This window comes from Stenotrophomonas maltophilia group sp. Smal12 (genome assembly GCF_037079935.1).
Lineage (GTDB): Bacteria > Pseudomonadota > Gammaproteobacteria > Xanthomonadales > Xanthomonadaceae > Stenotrophomonas > Stenotrophomonas sepilia.
Map to the genome: position 1 here is coordinate 1 of NZ_JBAWUK010000021.1, position 18,726 is coordinate 18,726.

Annotated in this window: 16 protein-coding genes; 9 read left to right on the forward strand and 7 right to left on the reverse strand. The window is 66.2% G+C overall.

Going from position 1 to position 18,726, the window contains the following annotated elements; genetic code table 11:
* Positions 1-371 precede the first annotated feature (371 nt).
* From WDC87_RS11000 to WDC87_RS11010, 3 genes are read left to right on the forward strand one after another with little or no spacing between them, the layout of a single operon-like run.
* Positions 372-1,001: a superoxide dismutase gene (locus tag WDC87_RS11000; protein WP_252744440.1), complete on the forward strand. Its 630-nt coding sequence runs from the start codon at positions 372-374 to the stop codon at positions 999-1,001.
* Positions 998-1,576 (forward strand): flavin reductase family protein, encoded by a 579-nt coding sequence (locus WDC87_RS11005; RefSeq protein ID WP_252744441.1) that lies wholly within the window; start codon positions 998-1,000, stop codon positions 1,574-1,576. Before WDC87_RS11000 ends, WDC87_RS11005 begins: the two co-directional genes overlap by 4 nt.
* Positions 1,573-1,908 (forward strand): tetratricopeptide repeat protein, encoded by a 336-nt coding sequence (locus WDC87_RS11010; protein WP_053498539.1) that lies wholly within the window; start codon positions 1,573-1,575, stop codon positions 1,906-1,908. Before WDC87_RS11005 ends, WDC87_RS11010 begins: the two co-directional genes overlap by 4 nt.
* Positions 1,909-1,913: 5 nt before the next feature.
* Here WDC87_RS11010 and WDC87_RS11015 read toward each other — a convergent pair whose 3' ends face one another.
* Positions 1,914-3,062 carry an acyl-CoA desaturase gene (locus WDC87_RS11015; RefSeq protein ID WP_072167525.1) on the reverse strand — a complete coding sequence of 383 codons (1,149 nt, stop codon included), beginning with the start codon at positions 3,060-3,062 and terminating at the stop codon, positions 1,914-1,916.
* 11 nt (positions 3,063-3,073) lie between these two features.
* Complete coding sequence (locus tag WDC87_RS11020) at positions 3,074-4,144, reverse strand: ferredoxin reductase (RefSeq protein ID WP_172412121.1); 1,071 nt, start codon at positions 4,142-4,144, stop codon at positions 3,074-3,076.
* A 92-nt stretch (positions 4,145-4,236) separates the two neighbouring features.
* Here WDC87_RS11020 and fabR point away from each other — a divergent pair, with 92 nt between their 5' ends.
* From fabR to WDC87_RS11035, 3 genes are all read left to right on the forward strand, one after another.
* Positions 4,237-4,893 (forward strand): HTH-type transcriptional repressor FabR, encoded by a 657-nt coding sequence (gene fabR / locus WDC87_RS11025; RefSeq protein ID WP_005416927.1) that lies wholly within the window; start codon positions 4,237-4,239, stop codon positions 4,891-4,893.
* A 277-nt stretch (positions 4,894-5,170) separates the two neighbouring features.
* Positions 5,171-7,330, forward strand: a complete 2,160-nt coding sequence (locus tag WDC87_RS11030) for a TonB-dependent receptor (protein ID WP_252744442.1) — start codon at positions 5,171-5,173, stop codon at positions 7,328-7,330.
* The gene (locus WDC87_RS11035; RefSeq protein WP_252744443.1) at positions 7,320-7,868 is read left to right on the forward strand and encodes a thioredoxin-like domain-containing protein; all 549 of its coding nucleotides are present in this window, start codon (positions 7,320-7,322) and stop codon (positions 7,866-7,868) included. Before WDC87_RS11030 ends, WDC87_RS11035 begins: the two co-directional genes overlap by 11 nt.
* A gap of 78 nt (positions 7,869-7,946) precedes the next feature.
* Here the strand turns inward: WDC87_RS11035 and mntR are convergent, their stop codons facing one another.
* Positions 7,947-8,411, reverse strand: coding sequence for a manganese-binding transcriptional regulator MntR (mntR, locus tag WDC87_RS11040; protein ID WP_005416934.1), 465 nt, complete (start codon positions 8,409-8,411; stop codon positions 7,947-7,949).
* A gap of 116 nt (positions 8,412-8,527) precedes the next feature.
* Here mntR and WDC87_RS11045 point away from each other — a divergent pair, with 116 nt between their 5' ends.
* Positions 8,528-9,859, forward strand: coding sequence for an Nramp family divalent metal transporter (locus WDC87_RS11045; protein WP_252744444.1), 1,332 nt, complete (start codon positions 8,528-8,530; stop codon positions 9,857-9,859).
* Between the two features lie 118 nt (positions 9,860-9,977).
* Here WDC87_RS11045 and WDC87_RS11050 read toward each other — a convergent pair whose 3' ends face one another.
* From WDC87_RS11050 to WDC87_RS11065, 4 genes are all read right to left on the reverse strand, one after another.
* Positions 9,978-10,304 carry a thioredoxin family protein gene (locus WDC87_RS11050; RefSeq protein ID WP_005409967.1) on the reverse strand — a complete coding sequence of 109 codons (327 nt, stop codon included), beginning with the start codon at positions 10,302-10,304 and terminating at the stop codon, positions 9,978-9,980.
* Positions 10,276-10,743 (reverse strand): flavodoxin, encoded by a 468-nt coding sequence (locus WDC87_RS11055; RefSeq protein WP_088496849.1) that lies wholly within the window; start codon positions 10,741-10,743, stop codon positions 10,276-10,278. The genes WDC87_RS11050 and WDC87_RS11055 overlap by 29 nt, the downstream gene beginning before the upstream one ends.
* Before the next feature lie 25 nt (positions 10,744-10,768).
* A complete protein-coding gene (locus tag WDC87_RS11060; RefSeq protein WP_061479853.1) occupies positions 10,769-11,809 on the reverse strand; it encodes a ribonucleotide-diphosphate reductase subunit beta in 1,041 nt (346 codons plus the stop codon).
* Between the two features lie 70 nt (positions 11,810-11,879).
* The gene (locus WDC87_RS11065; protein WP_188240900.1) at positions 11,880-14,243 is read right to left on the reverse strand and encodes a ribonucleoside-diphosphate reductase subunit alpha; all 2,364 of its coding nucleotides are present in this window, start codon (positions 14,241-14,243) and stop codon (positions 11,880-11,882) included.
* A gap of 431 nt (positions 14,244-14,674) precedes the next feature.
* Here WDC87_RS11065 and WDC87_RS11070 point away from each other — a divergent pair, with 431 nt between their 5' ends.
* Positions 14,675-15,652 (forward strand): zinc-binding dehydrogenase, encoded by a 978-nt coding sequence (locus WDC87_RS11070; protein ID WP_072167519.1) that lies wholly within the window; start codon positions 14,675-14,677, stop codon positions 15,650-15,652.
* A 233-nt stretch (positions 15,653-15,885) separates the two neighbouring features.
* Complete coding sequence (locus tag WDC87_RS11075; protein ID WP_301655195.1) at positions 15,886-18,513, forward strand: TonB-dependent receptor; 2,628 nt, start codon at positions 15,886-15,888, stop codon at positions 18,511-18,513.
* The last annotated feature ends 213 nt before the right edge of the window (positions 18,514-18,726 follow it).

Here is an 18,726-nt window from a genome sequence, read left to right on the forward strand (position 1 = left end):
CCCCCCCCCCCCCCCCCCCCCCCCCCCCCCCCCCCCCCCCCCCCCCCCCCCCCCCCCCCCCCCCCCCCCCCCCCCCCCCCCCCCCCGAATTTTTAAAAAACAAAACCACAAAAACTATTTTTGTGGTTTTGTGGTGGTTTGTTTTTTTTTTATTTAAAATATTGGGCGGGCGGGGGGCGGCAACCCGGAGGTGGGGGCCCGCCCGCCCGCGGCCCGCCACTACCATTCCGCTCGTGCTGTCCTGCAGGAAGAATCAAAGCGATGAACGCGCACGCACCTCAATCCCACCCCTTGACCTCAACCAATGTTGAGGTGCGATAACGATCTCCCCACGGCCAGCTCCTCTGGCCTTCCCCACGGAGATTGCTTCGATGTCGTACTCGCTTCCCCCGCTCCCCTACGCATATGACGCCCTCGAGCCGCACTTCGATGCGCGCACGATGGAGATCCACCACAGCAAGCACCACCAGACCTACGTCAACAACCTCAATGCCGCCATCGAGCAGGCCGGCATCGCCGAGCAACCGGTCGAGGCGCTGATCGCCAACCTCGATGCCGTGCCCGAGGCGCAGCGTGGCGCGGTGCGCAACAACGGCGGTGGCCACGCCAACCACAGCCTGTTCTGGACCGTGCTCAGCCCCAGCGGTGGTGCACCCGATCATGAACTGGCCGCCGCCATCGACCGTGACCTTGGCGGCTTCGATGCCTTCAAGGATGCCTTCAGCAAGGCCGCGCAGACCCGCTTCGGCAGTGGCTGGGCCTGGCTGACCAGCGATCGCGATGGTCGCCTGCAGGTGGAAAGCAGCGCCAACCAGGACAGCCCGCTGATGGGTGCAGCCGTGGGCCTGTCCGGCCACACCCCGATCCTCGCACTGGATGTCTGGGAACACGCCTACTACCTGCACTACCAGAACCGCCGCCCGGACTACATCGGCGCCTTCTTCAACATCATCAACTGGGCCGAGGTCGGCCGGCGCTACCACCAGGCCCGGGCCTCATGAGCGGCGAGACACTGCCCTACGCCGGGCCGTGGGCAGGGGTGTTCCCCGCCCCGGCCCCGGTGCCATCGGTCGAGATGCCGCCGCGTGCCCTGCGGCGGCTGCTCGGCCATTTCCCGACCGGCGTGGCCATCGTCTGCGCGCGCGATGCACAGGGCAAGCCGGTCGGCCTGACCATCAACTCGTTCGTACCGGTCTCACTGCAGCCACCGTTGGTGCTGTGGAACCTGGCGTTGCACGCACAGAGCCTGCCCACCTTCCAGCGCGCCACGCGCTTTGCGCTCAGCGTGCTGGCGGCCGACCAGGAAGCACTGGCCCGGCGCTTCGCCGATCCGCAGGTCCGCAACCGCTTCGACGGCCTGGCATTGCTGGATGACGACGAGGACGCCCCACCCCGCATCACCGGTGCGGTCGCCCATCTCACCTGTACCCGCCACGCGCAGTGGCCGGTGGGCGATCACCTGCTGCTGGCCGGCCGCATCATCGAAGTGCACGAGAACGGCGGCGCGCCGCTGCTGTTCCATCGCGGCCGCTTCCAGCCCGGCCCGGCCGAACTGCTGGTGGAGGTGCGCGGATGAACATCGAAGCTCTGGAATGCATGCTTGCCGCAGGCAAGGACGGCGCGCTGCTGCGCTTCGGCCTGGGCAAGGGCTGGCTGGATGCCGGCAACCCGGTGCGCGCAGCGACCCATCTTGGCCGTTGCGTAGTGCTTGATCCGCAGTACTCGGCGGCCTGGAAGCTGCTGGGCAAAGCCTGGCTGGCCAGTGGCCAGCCACAGGCGGCCCGTGAGGCATGGCAGCGCGGCTTGAGCGTGGCCGGCAGCAAGGGCGACCAGCAGGCGCGCAAGGAAATGCAGGTGTTCCTGCGACGCCTGGACCGCGAGCAGGCCGCCCTGGCGAAGGCGGGCTGAGTCGATCAGCCCGCGTTGGCCGATGCCGGTGCGGACATGATGTCCGGCATCGGCAGGCGGCGCGGCTTGCTCGGGAATGCGTGGCGCAGGATGCGCCAGACCACCTGGCCGAACTGGCGCGGCAGCGAGCCGTTGTTGTAGTGCTGGCCGTAGCGGCGGCAGATGTCCTTCACTTCCTTGGCGATGGCCGCATAGCGGTTGGCCGGCAGATCCGGGTAGAAATGGTGCTCGATCTGGTGGCTGAGGTTGCCCGACAGCACGTTGATCAGGAAGCCGCCGCTGATGTTGGACGAACCGCGCAGCTGGCGCAGGTACCAGTGGCCGCGCGACTCATTGCGCAGGCACTCCTTGGGGAAGGTTTCCGATTCGGCGGTGAAGTGCCCGCAGAAGATGATCACGTAGGTCCAGATGTTGCGCAGGCCGTTGGCAACCAGGTTGCCCAGCATCACGGTGAGGAAGAACGGACCCGCCAGCAGCGGGAAGAACACGTAGTCCTTCAGCACCTGGCGGGCCATTTTCCGCGCCACCGGGCGGGTCTGCATCCACATCGCACGGCCGCTGATGCGGCCCTTCAGCCACCGGCCCAGGCGCAGGTCCTGCGCGGCCACGCCCCACTGGAACAGCAGTGCGAAGATCGGCGCGATGATCGGCTGCAGCAGGTAGAACGGCTTCCAGCGCTGTTCCGGGAAGATCCGCAGCAGGCCATAGCCGATGTCATCGTCCATGCCTCGCACGTTGGTGTAGGTGTGGTGGCGGAAATTGTGGGTCTTGCGCCAGTTGTCGGCGGTGGCAACGATGTCCCACTCGTAGGTGTTGCCATTGAGCTTGGGATCACCGGTCCAGTCGAACTGGCCGTGCATCACGTTGTGGCCCAGCTCCATGTTCTCCAGGATCTTCGACAGCGCCAGCAGCAGCGTGCCGGTGATCGCGGCCGGCCACAGCAGCGGCATCCAGAACAGCGGCGAAAATGCCGCCAGGAACAGCAGGCCACGGCCACCCACGCCGAACCAGCGCACGGCGGCGGCCACGCGGCGGATGTAGCGGGTATCGGAGGCGCCGAGGCTGCCGATCACACGGTCGCGGATCGCGTCGAGTTCCTCACCGAAGGCATGCATCTCGGCAGTACTCAGGGCACGGTCGGTGGCGCGGGTCATGGCAGGCGTCCTCAGAGATCCAGGGTCAGGTCGGTGGTCGGTGCGCTCACGCAGATCCGTACCGGTTGTGCCGATTCGGACTGCAGGTCGCCGGTGCGCAGGTGGCGGGTGGCGCCACTGACGCGGTCACAGCTGCAGGTGTTGCAGATGCCCATGCGGCAGCCATGCTTGGGCTTGATGCCATGGGCTTCGAGGCTTTCCAGCAACGAGCGGCCGCGCGGCACGCTCAGCTGGCGGCCACTGCGGGCAAGGGTCAGCGACACTTCGCCTTCGCTGCTGGCGTCACGCAACGGCGCCGGCGGAGTGAATGCTTCCGCCTGGAAACCCGCAACCTGGTGCGCCAGGCGTTCGCGCGCAGCGGCAACGAATCCATCCGGGCCACAGGCCAGTACGTGGCGCTGCGCCAACGGGGTGTCATCGCCGGCCACCTGCAGATCGTGGGTATCGATGCGTGCGGCAGGCACATCACCTTCGCGGGTGGTCAGCAGGTGCACACGCAGGTTCGGCTGGCGCGCGGCCAGTGCCTGCAGCTCATCGCGGAACTGCAGCTGGGCGGCACTGCGCTCCCAGTAGAACAGGTCCACCGGCGCGGCCAGCGGGCGCTGGCAGGCTTCGCGCAGCAGGCTGCGCATCGGCGTGATGCCACTACCGGCCGCCAGCAGCAATACCGGAGCCGCGGCCGGCAGCTGGAATTCTCCGAACGCAGCCTCCAGGCGGAACAGCTCGCCCGGCTGCGCATGGTTGACCAGATGCTGGCTGACCCGGCCGCCCTCGACCGCCTTGACGGTGATCGCCAGTTCGCGCGGTCCCAGCGCAGTGGGGCTGTAGCTGCGCTGCCACAGGCGTCCTTCAATCTCCACGCCCAGGGTGACGTGCTGGCCCGCGCGCATGCCGGCCCAGTGCCGGTTGGTGCGCAGGACCAGGGTCGCCGCGCCCTCGCCGGCCGGCTCGCGCCGGACCAGGCGGGCCACCGGCTCACGCAGGGTCCACAGGGGATTGAGCTGGCCCGCCCAGAAATCGAACAGCGACGGCGAGACCCAGCGGTACGGAGAGAACAGGGATGGACGGACGACAGCGCTCATACGCGCACTATACGGGCGCACATACATCTGTGTATACATGTGTATATTGAACCGGATTGGGTATGATTCAGCCTCGCCCCACCGGAACCGCCATGGCCGCCGCCACCGTCTTGTCGACGCCTGAAGATGCCAACAGCCCGGCCCGCCGTACGGTGAGCCGCGAGGATCTGCTGGCCGCCGCCCTGAAACTGATCGGGCCGCACCGCAGCCTGTCCACGCTCAGCCTGCGCGAAGTGGCACGTGAGGCCGGCATCGCGCCGAACAGCTTCTACCGGCAGTTCCGCGACATGGACGAACTGGCCGTAGCGCTGATCGACGCGGCCGGCCGCTCGCTGCGCACCATCATCGGCGAGGCGCGCCAGCGTGCCACCTCCACCGCCACCAGCGTGGTGCGGGTCTCGGTGGAGACCTTCATGGAACAGCTGCGCGCCGACGACAAGCTGCTGCACGTGCTGTTGCGCGAAGGCGCGGTCGGCTCGGACGACTTCAAGCACGCAGTCGAACGCGAGCTGCATTATTTCGAGGAAGAGCTGCAGCACGACCTGGTGCGCCTGGCCGCACTGGATGGCGCCGTACTGCATGCCCCCGAACTGGTGGCCAAGGCCATCACCCGGCTGGTGTTCGCGATGGGTGCCACCGCCATGGACCTGCCTCCGGAGAAGGATCCGGAGCTGGTCGAACAGATCTCCACGATGATCCGCATGATCATCGTCGGCGCCCGCACGCCCGCCGCATTCCGCCGCGGCTGACGATCCGCTCCCGGGGCAGATCCCTTTCCAAAGGAAAGGGCTCTGACCCCGTCCCCACTGCCCCCACGACTATTCCATCCTCCGCCTATGACCAGCGGCAGGGTGGTCGCTGTCAGTTGTAATGTTATAACACCTGCATGATCTGACTCGACCGGCGCTCCACCCGAAATTGCTGCGGCTTCGTTATATAGCACTTGCTATATTCATAAGTCATTGCTTTCATATGCGTCAGCCAGGTCGCCCTCGCCGCCTTTCTTCCCACAAGGACGACGCCCTCATGCGCTCTATCCCCCACCGCTTCCGACGGTTGCCGCTGGCCGCCGCCATTGCACTGACCCTGCCGCTGCCTGCACTGGCCGACACTCCGAAACCGACCGAACTGGACCGTGTGCAGGTCAAGGTCAGCACCGCCACGCGCAGCGAACGCCTGTTGTCGGACGTGCCGATCCGCACCGAAGTGCTGCGCAAGGAAGACATTGCGCTGCGCGCGGCCACCGACTTCTCGCGCGCCGCCGAGTTGATCAACGGCCTGCGCGTGGAGAGCAACTGCCAGAACTGCAACACCAGCGAAGTACAGCTGCTGGGCCTGCCCGGCGCCTACAACCAGCTCCTGTTCGATGGCATTCCGCTGCTGTCCACGCTGGGCAGCGTGTACGGTCTGGAGCAGATCCCGGCCGGGTTCGTCGACCGCATCGAAGTGGTCAAGGGCGGCGGCTCGGCGCTGTACGGACCGGGCGCAGTTGCCGGTGTGATCAACCTGATTCCGCCGCTGCCGGCGCGCAGCGGTGGCCACGTGCAGGCCGGCGTGGATGTGCTGAAGGGTACGCCGCAGAAGAACGCCGACGTTCGACTGGACCTGGTCGCCAAGGACGCAGACGCCGGCCTGTCGGTGATTGCCCAGCGCAACTGGAACAGCGGCATCGACTACAACGGTGACGGCTACACCGAGATCACCCGCAAGAACCTCAAGGTCGGCGGGCTGCAGGCCTGGTACGCGCCCACGCCGGGCACGCGGCTGCGCCTGGACCTGCAGGTGACCGATGAAACCCGCCGCGGCGGCAACCGCCTGGACCAGCCAGAGTACCTGGCCAACATCGCCGAATCGCTGGATACGAAATACCGCCGCGGCAGCGTGTCGTGGGACCAGGAGATCACTGCCGACGTCGATTTCCGCCTGGCCTATGCCTTCGCCGACATCGACCGCGACAGCTTTTATGGTGGCCTGGGCGACGTGGTCACCGATCCCTCGGCGCCCGGCTATGACCCGTTGCAGCTGGACCGCAACGTGGCCGGCAGCGCGGCCTCGCGTTCGTGGCGCCAGTACGGCCGCACCCCCAACCCGCTGCACTACATCGACAGCCAGTTGAACTGGCGCCGCGGCGCGCATGCGCTGGCCTTCGGTGTGCAGTACAAGCACGAGGCGCTGCGCGACGACAACCGCACCGGTGACGGGCGCCGTCTCGCGGTGCTGGAGGATGCGACCTTCCACAACCTGGGCGCCTTCATCCAGGACGAGTGGAGCCTGCGCGACAACGTCGACCTGGTACTGGGCGCACGCGTGGACAAGAGCTCGGAGCTGGACAGCGCGGTGTTCTCGCCGCGCATCGCGCTGGCCTGGCAGGCCACTCCGAACCTGAAATGGCGGGCGGGCGTCGCCACCGGTTTCCGTGCACCGGAGATTTTCGTCGAGGACGTACATGTCGATACCCTCGGTGGCGAGCAGGTGCGCGTGCGCAACACCGATGGCCTGAAAGAGGAACGCGCGTTGACCACCCTGTTCGGCTTCGACTGGCGTTCGGACCCGGCCAATCCGGTGTGGAGCTGGGATGCCACCGCCTCCCATGCACGCATCCGCGACACCTTCGCGCTGGGCGAGATCCAGCGCGGCGATGACGGCCAGCTGAGCCAGCTGCGCTACAACGCCTCCGGCTCGAACGTGCTGGGTGCGGAAACCAACCTCGGCTGGCAGCCGTCGCCGCAATGGCGCCTGACCGCCGGTGCCTCGTGGTACCGCTCGCGCTTCCGCGAACCGCAGCGCATCTTCGACGACACTGGCGACGGTGGCGATACCATCATCGAAAGCCGCGACTACCTGAAGACACCACGCTGGACCAGCCTGGCGCAGCTCAGCTGGATGCCTGCCGAACCGTGGGAAACCTTCGTCGCGCTGCGCCATACCGGGCCGATGTCGGTGCTGAACAACCGGCTGGGCGAGCTGCACCGCACGCGGTCATTCCTGGTCACCGACCTCGGAGCGCGCTGGCACCGCCATCTGGGCACGCAGGCGCAGCAGGAAGTGTCGGTGGCCGCGGGCGTCAAGAACGTATTCGATCAGCGCCAGAAAGATCTGGAAGTGGGCGCGCCGCGTGACAGCGACTATGTCTACGGGCCGCGCTTTGCACGTTCGTGGTACGTCAACCTGCGCTATGCGTTCTGAAGCTCTGCGAGCGTTGTTGCTGGCCTGTGCCGTGCTGCTGGCCGCACCGGCGATGGCTGCGGACCTGCACGCGCAGGTTTCGGCCTCGCTGATGCGGCCGGAGCAGCGATCGCTACGGCCGATGCAGTGGTCGTCGCCGCCGAAACTGGTGGCGCTGTACTTCGGCGCCGACTGGTGTGCACCGTGCCATGCCTTCGTACCCACGCTGCGCAGCGTGCGTGATGCCCTGCGCCAAGCCGGCGCCGATACCGAAGTGGTGTACGTCAGCCAGGATGAGAGCGAGAGCGCGCTTCGCCGCTACATGCACGCGCAGGACATGCCGTGGCCGGTGCTGGACCCGCGCCGCGCCGCGCGCATGCCGGCACTGCAGGCATTGGCCGGATTGGCACCACCGAACCTGGTGCTGATCGATGCGGATGGGAAGGTGCTGGCCAACGGATGGCAGGGCCGGCGCTATGAAGGCCTGCAGCCGGTGTTGAAGGAATGGACGAGACGCGCGTGCGCGCAGCAGAAGGCGCGCTGCCCGCCTGGATTGTAGATCCACGCCATGCGTGCATGCTCCCTGTCATCGCGCGAACAGCAGCCGAGCATGGCTCGGCTCTACAGGAAACGTGGCTCAGCCGCCCTCGGCCCTGCGCACGAATGCCTCGAACAGAGCCAGTGTCTGTTCGCTGACATGGTGCTCGATGCCCTCCGCATCGCGCCGCGCGGTATCTGCGTCCACCCCCAGCGCCAGCAGGAAACGCTCCACGGTCTGGTGGCGTTGGCGGCTGGCATGGGCCAGCGCCTCACCTTCCGGGGTCAGGAACACGCCACGGTACGGCCGCTGCACCACCCAACCATCACGGGCCAGGCGCCGCAGCATCTTCGCCACCGTAGGCTGGGCCACGCCCAGACGCGTCGCGATGTCGACCTGGCGGGCCTCGCCGCCGTCGGCCAGCAGGTCCGAGATCAGCTCGACATAGTCCTCCACCAGCTCCATCCGGTGCGCCTCGCGCACTTGCCGGAAGCTCTCGACCTGGCGCTCGGCCTCGATCAAGGGGGTGCTCTTCAGCGATGTCGAATCGTCGGTCTTGCCCACGCCTGCGCCTGTCCTTCCGGGGTGATCCGGTGTTGAACCTGAATTCTGGACCAGTAAAGCGATAAAGACGATTGTTTCACATTGCTAATGACTATAGCAGGAGCTATATTCGGGCCATGAACACCCTGGCGCCCCGCGACCCTTCGGCCTCCACTCCGGCCAGCCTGGGCGCGCTCAACGCCTCGGTGGCGGTACCCTACAAGGGTCACTGGTGGTTCCGCCTGCTGGCCTTCCTCGGCCCGGGCTACATGATCTCGGTCGGCTACATGGACCCGGGCAACTGGGCCACCGACCTCGCCGGTGGTTCGCGCTTCGGCTACCTGCTGCTGTCGGTCATCCTCATTTCCAACCTGATGGCGGTGATCCTGCAGGCGCTGTCGGCACGGCTCGGCATCGCCACCGGCATGGACCTCGCGCAGGCCTGCCGCGCCCGCTACCCGAAGCCGGTGAACCTGGCACTTTGGGCGCTGTGCGAGGCGGCGATCATCGCCTGCGACCTGGCCGAGGTGATCGGCACCGCGATCGCACTGAAACTGCTGTTCGACCTGCCACTGCTCTGGGGTGCGGTGATCACTGCGCTGGATACGCTGCTGGTTCTGCTGCTGATGAACCGCGGCTTCCGTGCGCTCGAAGCCTTCGTGATCGCGCTGCTGATGGTGATCTTCGCCTGCTTCGTGGTGCAGATCGCGATGGCTGCCCCGCCAGTGATGGCGGTGCTGGGCGGATTCATTCCGCGCGCACAGGTAGTGACCGATCCGAACGCGCTGTACATTGCGATCGGCATCATCGGTGCCACGGTGATGCCGCATAACCTGTACCTGCATTCGTCCATCGTGCAGACCCGCGCCTACCCGCGCACGGATGAAGGCCGCCGCAGCGCGCTGCGCTGGGCGGTCACCGACAGCACCCTCGCGTTGACACTCGCATTGTTCATCAACGCCAGCATCCTGATCCTGGCGGCGGCGGTGTTCCATTCCAATGGCCGATTCGACGTGGAAGACATCGAGCAGGCCCACCAGCTGCTGGCGCCGATGCTGGGCGTGGGTGCGGCGGCGACCTTGTTCGCGGTGGCGCTGCTGGCGTCAGGCCTGAATTCGACAGTCACCGCGACGCTGGCCGGCCAGATCGTGATGGAAGGCTTCCTGCACCTGCGAATGCCGCCATGGCTGCGACGGCTGATCACACGTGCGCTGGCGATCATTCCGGTGGTGGTGGTGATCCTGCTGTTCGGCGATCAGGGCGCGGTGAAGCTGCTGGTGCTGAGCCAGGTGGTGCTGTCGATGCAGCTGCCGTTCGCGATCATTCCGCTGGTGCGGATCGTGACCGACAAGGTGACGATGGGGGCGCTGGTGGCGCCGCGCTGGCTGGGCGCGATCGCCTGGGTGATCGCGCTGGTGATTGTGGTGCTGAATGGGAAGCTGCTGGTGGATACCTTCAGCGGAGCCTGACGCGAAACCACGGACCCTGCCCCGGTAGATCCACGCCATGCGTGGATGCCCTTGTAGGGTCGAGCCATGCTCGACTCATCGCTCACGGCGCGAACGGCAGCCGAGCATGGGCTCGGCTCTACAAATGCAACGCGATCGCGGCTTCGATCTGCTGCGGCGACTGGAACCCGGCCAGGCGCGTGCGTTCGTCGCCGTCACGGAACAGAGACAGCGTCGGCGTCTGCCGCAGCCCCAGCTCCCTGAAGAACGCCTCACCCAGCACCTCCAGCTGCACGCGCAGCAACGTGGTGCCCTGCCCCGCGACGCTGTTGGCCACCCGGTGCAGCGACATCTCCAGCATCCGGCATCCCGGGCATTGGTCCTTGTGGAAATCCACCAGCACCCGCGGGTGCTCGGCCAGCAGCTGCTGGAACTGCTCAGGCGTGGTGGCGTCGATGATCTGCATCGTGGTTGCTCCAGTAGTGGGCCAGGATCGCATCGGTCCAGGCGTCGATGGCTGCGGCGTGACGCTCGCCATGCGGCATCTGCTCGATCTCGAGCGGCGGATAGTCGCTGCGGAAATAGCGGATCAGCCGGTGCACGGCGCCGCAGTAGTACGCCTGCCCCCACTGCGTTTCGCCGGTACCGAACACCGCCAGCTGGCGTGGCTGCTGACCGCGCTCGGCAATGCCGGCCACCCACGCCTTCATCTCCGCTGGCGTGCGCCCGGCGTTATCGGTCCAGCAGCCCAGCAGCACCAGGTCGGCCTCATCGGCCGCCAGCGGCGGTGCCTGGCGCAGGTCGTCGGCCTCCTGCCAGTGCACCGCATGACCGGCAACGCGGCAGCGCTCGGCAATCTGCCGGCCGAGTTCGCGGGTATTGCCGCTCAAGGAGGCGACCACCATCAGGATGCTCAGCGCGGCGCCGGGCTCAGAGATCGTCGAAGCCGTTGTCGACGTTGGTCTTCTTGTAACTTGCATTGCGCATCTCGAAGAAGTCGGTCTTGGTCTCGGTGAAGTTGTCGGCGTAGGCCTTGATCCACGGCATCACGTTGTCGGTGGTGTCGCTGTACAGGCGCTCGATCCCGAGCATGCCGGCCATCTTGTTGGCGCGGTACTTCACGTAGCGCACCATCTCGTCCACGTCGATGCCATCGATGCCATCCAGCACCTCCGACGACCACTGCGTCTCAAGCTCGATGGCATGTTCGAATGACTGGTGCACATAGGCGGTCAACTCATTGGTCTGCAGCTCGGGGTTTTCACCGATGATGGCGCGGATCAGCTCGCTGATGAACTTGGTATGGGCCAGCTCGTCGCGATTGATGAAGCTGATGATCTTGCCGGTGCCGTTCATGCGGTTCTGCCGCACCATGTTGTAGAAGTACGCAAACCCAGAATAGAAGTTGATGCCCTCCAGGATCGAGGACTGGATCAACGACTTGAGCAGGGTCTCGGCGGTCTTCTCGCGCATGAAATCGTCATACGCGCCCATGATCGGGGCATTGCGCTTGATGATGGTCGGGTGGGTGCGGGCGATCTCGAAGATCCGGTTCTGGTTCGGCAGGTCGGTGATCGAGGCCAGCACGTAGCTGTAGCTCTCGTTGTGGATCACTTCCTGCTGGCCGATGATCGCCGCGTTGGCGTGCGCGGCCGGATCGGTGATGTACTCGGCCACGTTGTAGATGAAGCGCGTCTGCGGCGAATCGAGCGTGGCCAGCAGGCCGATGATCGAGTCGTAGGCGTTCTTTTCGCGCCCTGACAGCTCTCCGTACTGGCGCGCATCCAGCTTCATGTCCACTTCGTCGGGAATCCAGAAGTTGGTCGACAGCTCCTTGTAGGCCCGATAGAACGACGGGTACGGGATATCGTTCCAGTTGAGGATGCCGCTGGTCTGGCCGTTGATGATGCCGGTGCTGCGGTTGGGATGGCGTGGTTCGAGTATCTTGATGCGATCGAGGGGGGTTGCCATGGTTTATGCCTTCGTTCTCTTTCCTTCGTGTTGCCGGCCAGCGGCCGGCACTACCGTGGGCCGCCGGTGGTCAGCTTGAACACCACTCGCATTCGCTGATGTCGATGTCGTTGGAGCGCACGTAGTAGGTGGTCTTCAGGCCTTCGCGCCAGGCGCTCAGGTGCAACTCCAGCAGCGTGCTGGCGCGGATGGTGCTGGGCACGTACAGGTTGAAGCTGATCGACTGGTCGACATGGCGCTGGCGGCGCGCGTTCTGGCGCACGCTGGCGAACTGGTCGACCTTGTAGGCACCCTTCTCGTAGTACGGCCAGGTCTCCAGCGACAGACCCGGCGCCGCCACCGGCCGCCGGAAGTCCTTCTTTTCCTCGTAATAGAACGCGCTGTAGATCGGGTCGATGGAGGCCGTGGAGCCTGCAATCTGCGCGGTGCTCATGTTCGGCGCAACTGCAAGCAGCCAACCGTTGCGCAGGCCATGCCTGGCGACTTCGCGGGCCAGGCTGTCCCAGGCCGCGCCGCTGTAGCCGCGGTCACGGAAGTAGCGTCCGTTGTGCCAATCGCTGCCGGCGAACATGGGGTAGCTGCCCTTCTCCCGCGCCAGTTGCGCGCTGGCCTGGATGGTCAGGAAGTTGATGCGTTCGTAGAGACGGTCGGCCAATGCTTCGGCATCCGGAGATTCCCACTGGATCGCCTGCTGCGCCAGCAGGTGGTGCCAACCGAACGTGCCCAGGCCGATGGCACGGTACTTGTGGTTGGTGATCGTGGCCTGCGGCACCGGCAACGCGTTGAGGTCGATCACGTTGTCGAGCATGCGCACCTGGATCGGGATCAGGCGCTCCAGCACATCGGTGGCCAGCAGGTCATCAGGTGCACTGATCGCCCGGCCGAGGTTGATCGAGGACAGGTTGCAGACCACGAAGTCACCGGCACGGCGCGTGGTGACGATCTGGTCGCCGCTGACGATCTCCTGGATCATCCGCGTCGGGCTCATGTTCTGCAGGATTTCGGTGCACAGGTTGCTGGAATAGATCATGCCCGCGTGCTTGTTCGGGTTCCTGCGATTGACCTCGTCGCGGTAGAACAGGAACGGGTTGCCGGTTTCCAGCTGGCTGAGCATGATCCGCTTGAACAGATCGATGGCCTTCACCGTGCGGCGGCTGATGCGCTCATCGGCCACCAGCTCGGCATAGCGGTCGCGGAAGCTGCCCGAACCGCGCTTCTCATCGTAGAAGTCCTGCAGGTACCAGCCCTTGGCCTGCTTCACCTCGTGCGGGTCGAACAGGTACCAGTCGGCGCGGCGTTCGACCGCTTCCATGAACAGGTCGGGCACGCACACCGAGGTGAACACATCGTGCGCGCGCAGGCGCTGGTCACCGTTGTTGAGGCGCAGGTCCATGAAGGCTTCGATGTCGCGGTGCCAGATGTCCAGGTATACCGCCACCGCGCCCTTGCGCTGGCCAAGCTGATCAACCGACACCGCCGTGTTGTTGAGCTGCTTGATCCACGGCACCACGCCACCGGAGGAATTGGCCACGCCGCGGATCGGCGCGCCGCTGCTGCGCACGTAGCCCAGGTAGGCGCCAACACCGCCGCCGTGCTTGGACACGCGCGCGATATCGGTGTTGGAGTCATAGATGCCCTGCAGGCTGTCGTCCACCGTGTCGATGAAGCAGCTGGACAGCTGGCCGCCCACCTTGCCGGCGTTGGCCAGGGTCGGCGTAGCCACCGTCATGTACAGGTTGGACAGCGCCCAGTACGCCTCGCCGACCAGCTGCATGCGGCGTTCGCGCGGCTTTTCCTCCTGCATCAGGTACAGCGCAATGGTCAGCCAGCGCTCCTGCGGCAGCTCATAGACCTCGCGGCTGCGGTCGCTGGCCAGATAGCGCGTGGCCAGCAGGTACAGGCCGTTGTAGGCGAACAGGAGGTCGCGTTCCGGATCGATCATCTCACCGGCCTGCTGCAGCTCTTCCTTGGAATAGCAGCGCAGGATGTCGTTGCTGTAGATGCCACGATCGGCGAGGCTTTCCTGCAGGCCCACGTAGGAGCCGTACTTCAGGCTGACATCGTAGAAGCGGTTGCGGCTGGCACGCTTGTACAGGCGACGCAGGTAGATGCGCGCGGCGAACTGTTCCCACTCGGGCGCGACCAGGTCCACCCGCGATTCGGCCTCGCGGATCAGCAGATCGACCAGGTCATCGGCGCTGATGCTGGGCTTGCGCTCGACCATTGCCTGCACCACGCGGCGGTAGTCGCTCACATCCAGCTGCGGGAACTCGGCATGCACGGCATCGATGCTGCGCTGCAGCCGCTCAGCGTCGAACGGCAGGCGGCGGTTGCCGGCCTCCTTGGTGATCCAGGTCGGCATGCGCTCGCCACCAGCGCGCAAAGCATCGCCGGCGCCGGCCAGATCGGCCGCGCGGAAGGTACTGTCGGTCATGGTGGTAAAACTCCAGGCTCGCACGCGCTTTGGCGGTCGATGCCATGGCGGCCCTGGACGCGATACCGGCGCACGGGGCGAACGGGTGGATTGCCAGAGTGCGGGAACGGAGGTCGTCGGCATCTGCCTGCGCCTGCGGCCGGTATCCGGGCCGTGGGGGCGACCTGCGTCCGCACGGTGGCGGCCGCGTCGACACGGCAAGCCTTCAGGGGCGGGCCGTGGGACGTTTGCTGCATGTCCGGCGGCGGCGGCTGACCGGGAGTGACGGCCACAACATAGTGGGGATGACTCGAACCGTCAACACAAGATGCGGTAATCACGACATGCCGCGACGATCAGTCGCAGGATGCCGTGTTGCAGCAGCGACGCCTTGTCGACATGCCCTGCGTCCCCAGTTCGGTACAACATCCACTTTCCCCGGAACACCGTCCATGCGCGCTGCCCAGTACTCCTCCTTCGGCAACCCGGCCGACGTCCTCGCCATTGCCGATGCCGCCCTGCCCGAGCCCGGTCCCGGCGAGGTGCGCATCCGCACCGTGCTGGCCTCGATCCACAACCACGACCTGCTGACCGTGCGTGGCCTCTACGGGTACAAGCCGACACTGCCTGCGATCGGTGGCAGTGAAGCACTGGGCGTGGTCGATGCACTCGGCGATGGCGTGGACGGCCTGCAGATCGGTCAGCGGGTTGCCGCCGCCTCGGTGCACGGTACCTGGGCGGAAGCGTTCATTGCACCGGCACGCATGGTGATTCCGATGCCGGAGGCGATCCCGGACGAGATGGCCGCACAGCTGATCGCCATGCCGCTGAGCGCGCTGATGCTGCTGGAGTTCCTGCACGTCGAAGCAGGCCAGTGGATCGTGCAGAACACCGCCAACGGCGCGGTCGGCAAGTCGCTGGCGATGCTGGCAAAGGCGCGTGGCGTGCATGTGGCCAACCTGGTGCGCAACGCCGCTGCCGTGGCGCAGTTGCAGGCGCTGGGCATCGATCATGTGTTCGACACCTCGTTGGACGGGTGGAAGGATCGCGTTCGTGAAGCGACCGGCGAAGCACAGGCGGCGGCCGCCGTGGATTCCATCGGCGGCGACGCCAGCGGTGACCTGGTCGACCTGCTCGGCCACAACGGCACGCTGGTGTCGTTCGGGGTGATGAGCGGCGAACCGATGCGCGTCCCGGCCGGCGGCCTGATCTACAAGGAAGCCACGGTGAAGGGCTTCTGGGGCAGCAAGGTCAGCCAGGCGATGGCGGTGGAGGACAAGCGCCGGCTGGTGGGCGAGCTGCTGAAGCGTGCTGCTGGCGGCGAGCTGACGCTGCCGGTGGAGCAGATCTTCGCGCTGGACGACATCGCCCAGGCAGCGAAGGTCGCAGGAGGCTCGGGCCGCAACGGCAAGGTGCTGCTGCGGCCGTGATGGGCTGGCATTGCCTTCTGTAGAGCCGAGCCATGCTCGGCTGCTTTCCGGTCAGTGTGCGCAGCCGAACGTAGGCTCGGCTCTACAGGAGCGTGCGGACCAAATGCTCCGCACTCCTCGCTCCGTTCATTAAGAACCTGTGCTGTATAACTGAATGCGCTTTCGTCATTGGAAGGCGCATGTACCTGCGTGCGGTACTGACGGCTCCTCCCCCGTTTGGCGTTGTCGCTTCCATGTACCGCACCACCCTGAACCTGCTAGCCGGCGCCATTGCGCTGAGCCTCACCGCCGGCGCTGCCGGCGCCGCTGAATCGGCCGATACCGGCAAGGACAGCACCACTCTCGGCACCGTGCTGGTGACCGGCTCCAACATCAAGCGCAGTGGTACCGCCGGGCCGAACCCGGTGCAGATCGTCAGCCGCGAACAGATCGAGCAGACCGGCCGCTCCACCCTTACCGACGTGCTGCGCAACCTGTCGGCCAATACCGGCAACAGTTTCGATGAGCAGTACACCGGCAGCTTCGCCGCCGGCTCTGCATCGATCGGCCTGCGTGGCCTGTCACCGAAGAACACGCTGGTGCTGGTCAACGGCTACCGCGTGTCCAACTTCGGCTTCGCACTCAATACCCAGGACACTTTCGTCGACCTCAACGCGTTGCCGATCAGCGCCGTCGAGCGCATCGAAGTGCTCAAGGACGGCGCCTCGGCGGTGTACGGTTCCGATGCCATCGCCGGCGTCATCAACATCATCCTGCGCAAGAACTTCCAGGGCGTGGAAGTGGGTGGCGGCTTCGGTACCGCCACCGAGGGCGGCTTGAACGAACGCAAGGCCAACCTGCTGGCCGGCTTCGGCGACCTGGAGCAGCAGGGCTGGAACGTGCTGTTCGGCTTGGACCTGCTCAAGCGTGATCGCCTCGACGCCGACCAGCGCGCCTATACCCGCAGCGGCGATTTCCGCGACAAGCCCGGCGGACGCCTGGCCGGCTGGTCCACCGCCGGTGGCAACTGGCTGTCCAACCCACGCGCACCTCAGCCGTTCGCCAACTGCCCCGACGGCAGCCAGCTGCGCCCGTACAGCGACTTCGGCAGTACCCTGCCCGGCCAGGCCTGCGCCTTCAATGCGCAGCCGTTCAAGACCCTGCAGCCCGGCGCCGAGCGCCTGCAGGCCTCGCTGAGCGCGACTTACCGCTTCAATGACAGCGTCGAGGCCTTCGCCGATGTGCTGTACAGCCACAACAAGGCCGACCAGATCTTCAGCGCGCCGCTGACCGTTGGCCCCGGCCTGCGCGCGTACAACCCGGCCACCGGCACGCTGATCGACGTGCCGGCGGTGCTGCCGGTCGGCCACCCGAACAATCCGCGCAGCACGCCGCTGCCGTTCGAGTACACCTTCTTCGACCTCGGCCCGCGCCTGAAGGACAACACCCAGGTGTTCTACCGTGCACTGGCCGGCGTGCGCGGCAGCGGTGAACGCTGGGACTGGGAAGTCGCGGCGCTGACCTCGCAGAGTGCGCAGCGCGAGTACGTCGACAATTTCGTCAACCGCTACGCGTTCGAACAGATCCTGCGCGATGGCAGCTACAACTTCCTCAACCCGTCCAGCACGCCGGGGGCACTGGATGCACTGCGCCTGCAGACCAAGCGTCCGGGCTGGTACAAGCTGCATTCGTTGAACCTGAAGGCCTCGACCTCGCTGTGGGAGCTGCCGGCCGGTGCGATCGGCTTCGCCTGGGGTGCAGAGTTCCGCAAGGAATCACTGGACGCGCGCACCAGTGCACAGGTGCTGTCGGGCACCGAACTGCGCCCGGCCATCAACGTGGTGAACGGCGAGCGCCAGGTCAGCGCCGCCTACGCCGAACTGAGCGTGCCGCTGCATCGCACGCTGGAACTGCAGGTTGCGGGCCGCGGCGACCACTACGACGACTTCGGCAAGGCGTTCTCACCGAAGGTGGCGCTGCGCTGGCAACCGCTGGACAGCCTGCTGCTGCGCGGCTCGTTCTCCCGCGGCTTCCGTGCACCGTCGCTGCCGGAAATCGCACCCGGCCAGACCGTCAGCTATGGTTCGGTGATCGATCCGCTGGATCCGCTGCAGCCCGGCGGCAGCCGTGGCATCACCAACATCCGCACCGGCAACCCGGACCTGAAGGCCGAACGTTCGCGCAACTTCAACCTGGGTGCGGTGTGGTCGCCGGATGGCGATACCAGCATCGGCCTGGACTGGTACCGCATCGAGCAGGACAACCTGGTCAAGCCGGACAGCGCGCAGTTCATCGTCGACAACCCGACCCTGTTCCCGGGCCGCGTGCAACGTGATGCGCAGGGACGCATCCAGTTCATCACCAACCAGTACGCCAACCAGGGCGAGTTGACCACCTCGGGGCTGGACCTGGACGCCAGCCGTACCTTCCGTACCGACGGCTGGGGCACCTTCACCGTGGCCGGCAGCTGGACCCACCTGCTCAGCTTCAAGCAACCGCTGGTGGCCGGCCAAGCACCGTATGACGGCGCCGGCAACAACCGCCACGGCGCGCTGCCTCGCACCCGCGGCACCACCTCATTGAACTGGGCGGTGGGCGACTGGAGCAGCACGCTGAGCCTGCAGTACGTGAGCGGTTACGACCAGCGCGTGGCGACGGCGACCAGCAACCCGGGGCTGCGTGACCGCGTCAAGCCCTATCACCAGCTGGACCTGTATGTGGCCTACGAAGGGATTCCCAACACCACGCTGTCGCTGTCGGCGCTGAACCTGACCGACAAGGACCCGCCGTTCGACCCGGCTGGCGGTTCCAACGGTTTCGACATCAGCCAGTACAACCTGCGCGGGCAGTTCGTCTCGCTGGGCGCGCGCTACCGGTTCTGATTGCCACTGTAGAGGCGCGCCCCCCTGGGCGCCGGGTAGGGCCCCCCCCCCCCCCCCCCGGGCCGCGCGCCACCCGGGCGCGGGGGCCCGGGCGCCGCGCCCCCCCCCCCCCAACAACATTAAAAAAAAAAACACCACCACAACACACCACTCCAACACTTTTTTGGTCTTGTGAGTTTCTATTACCCGTGGGGGGGGGGGGGGGGGGGGGGG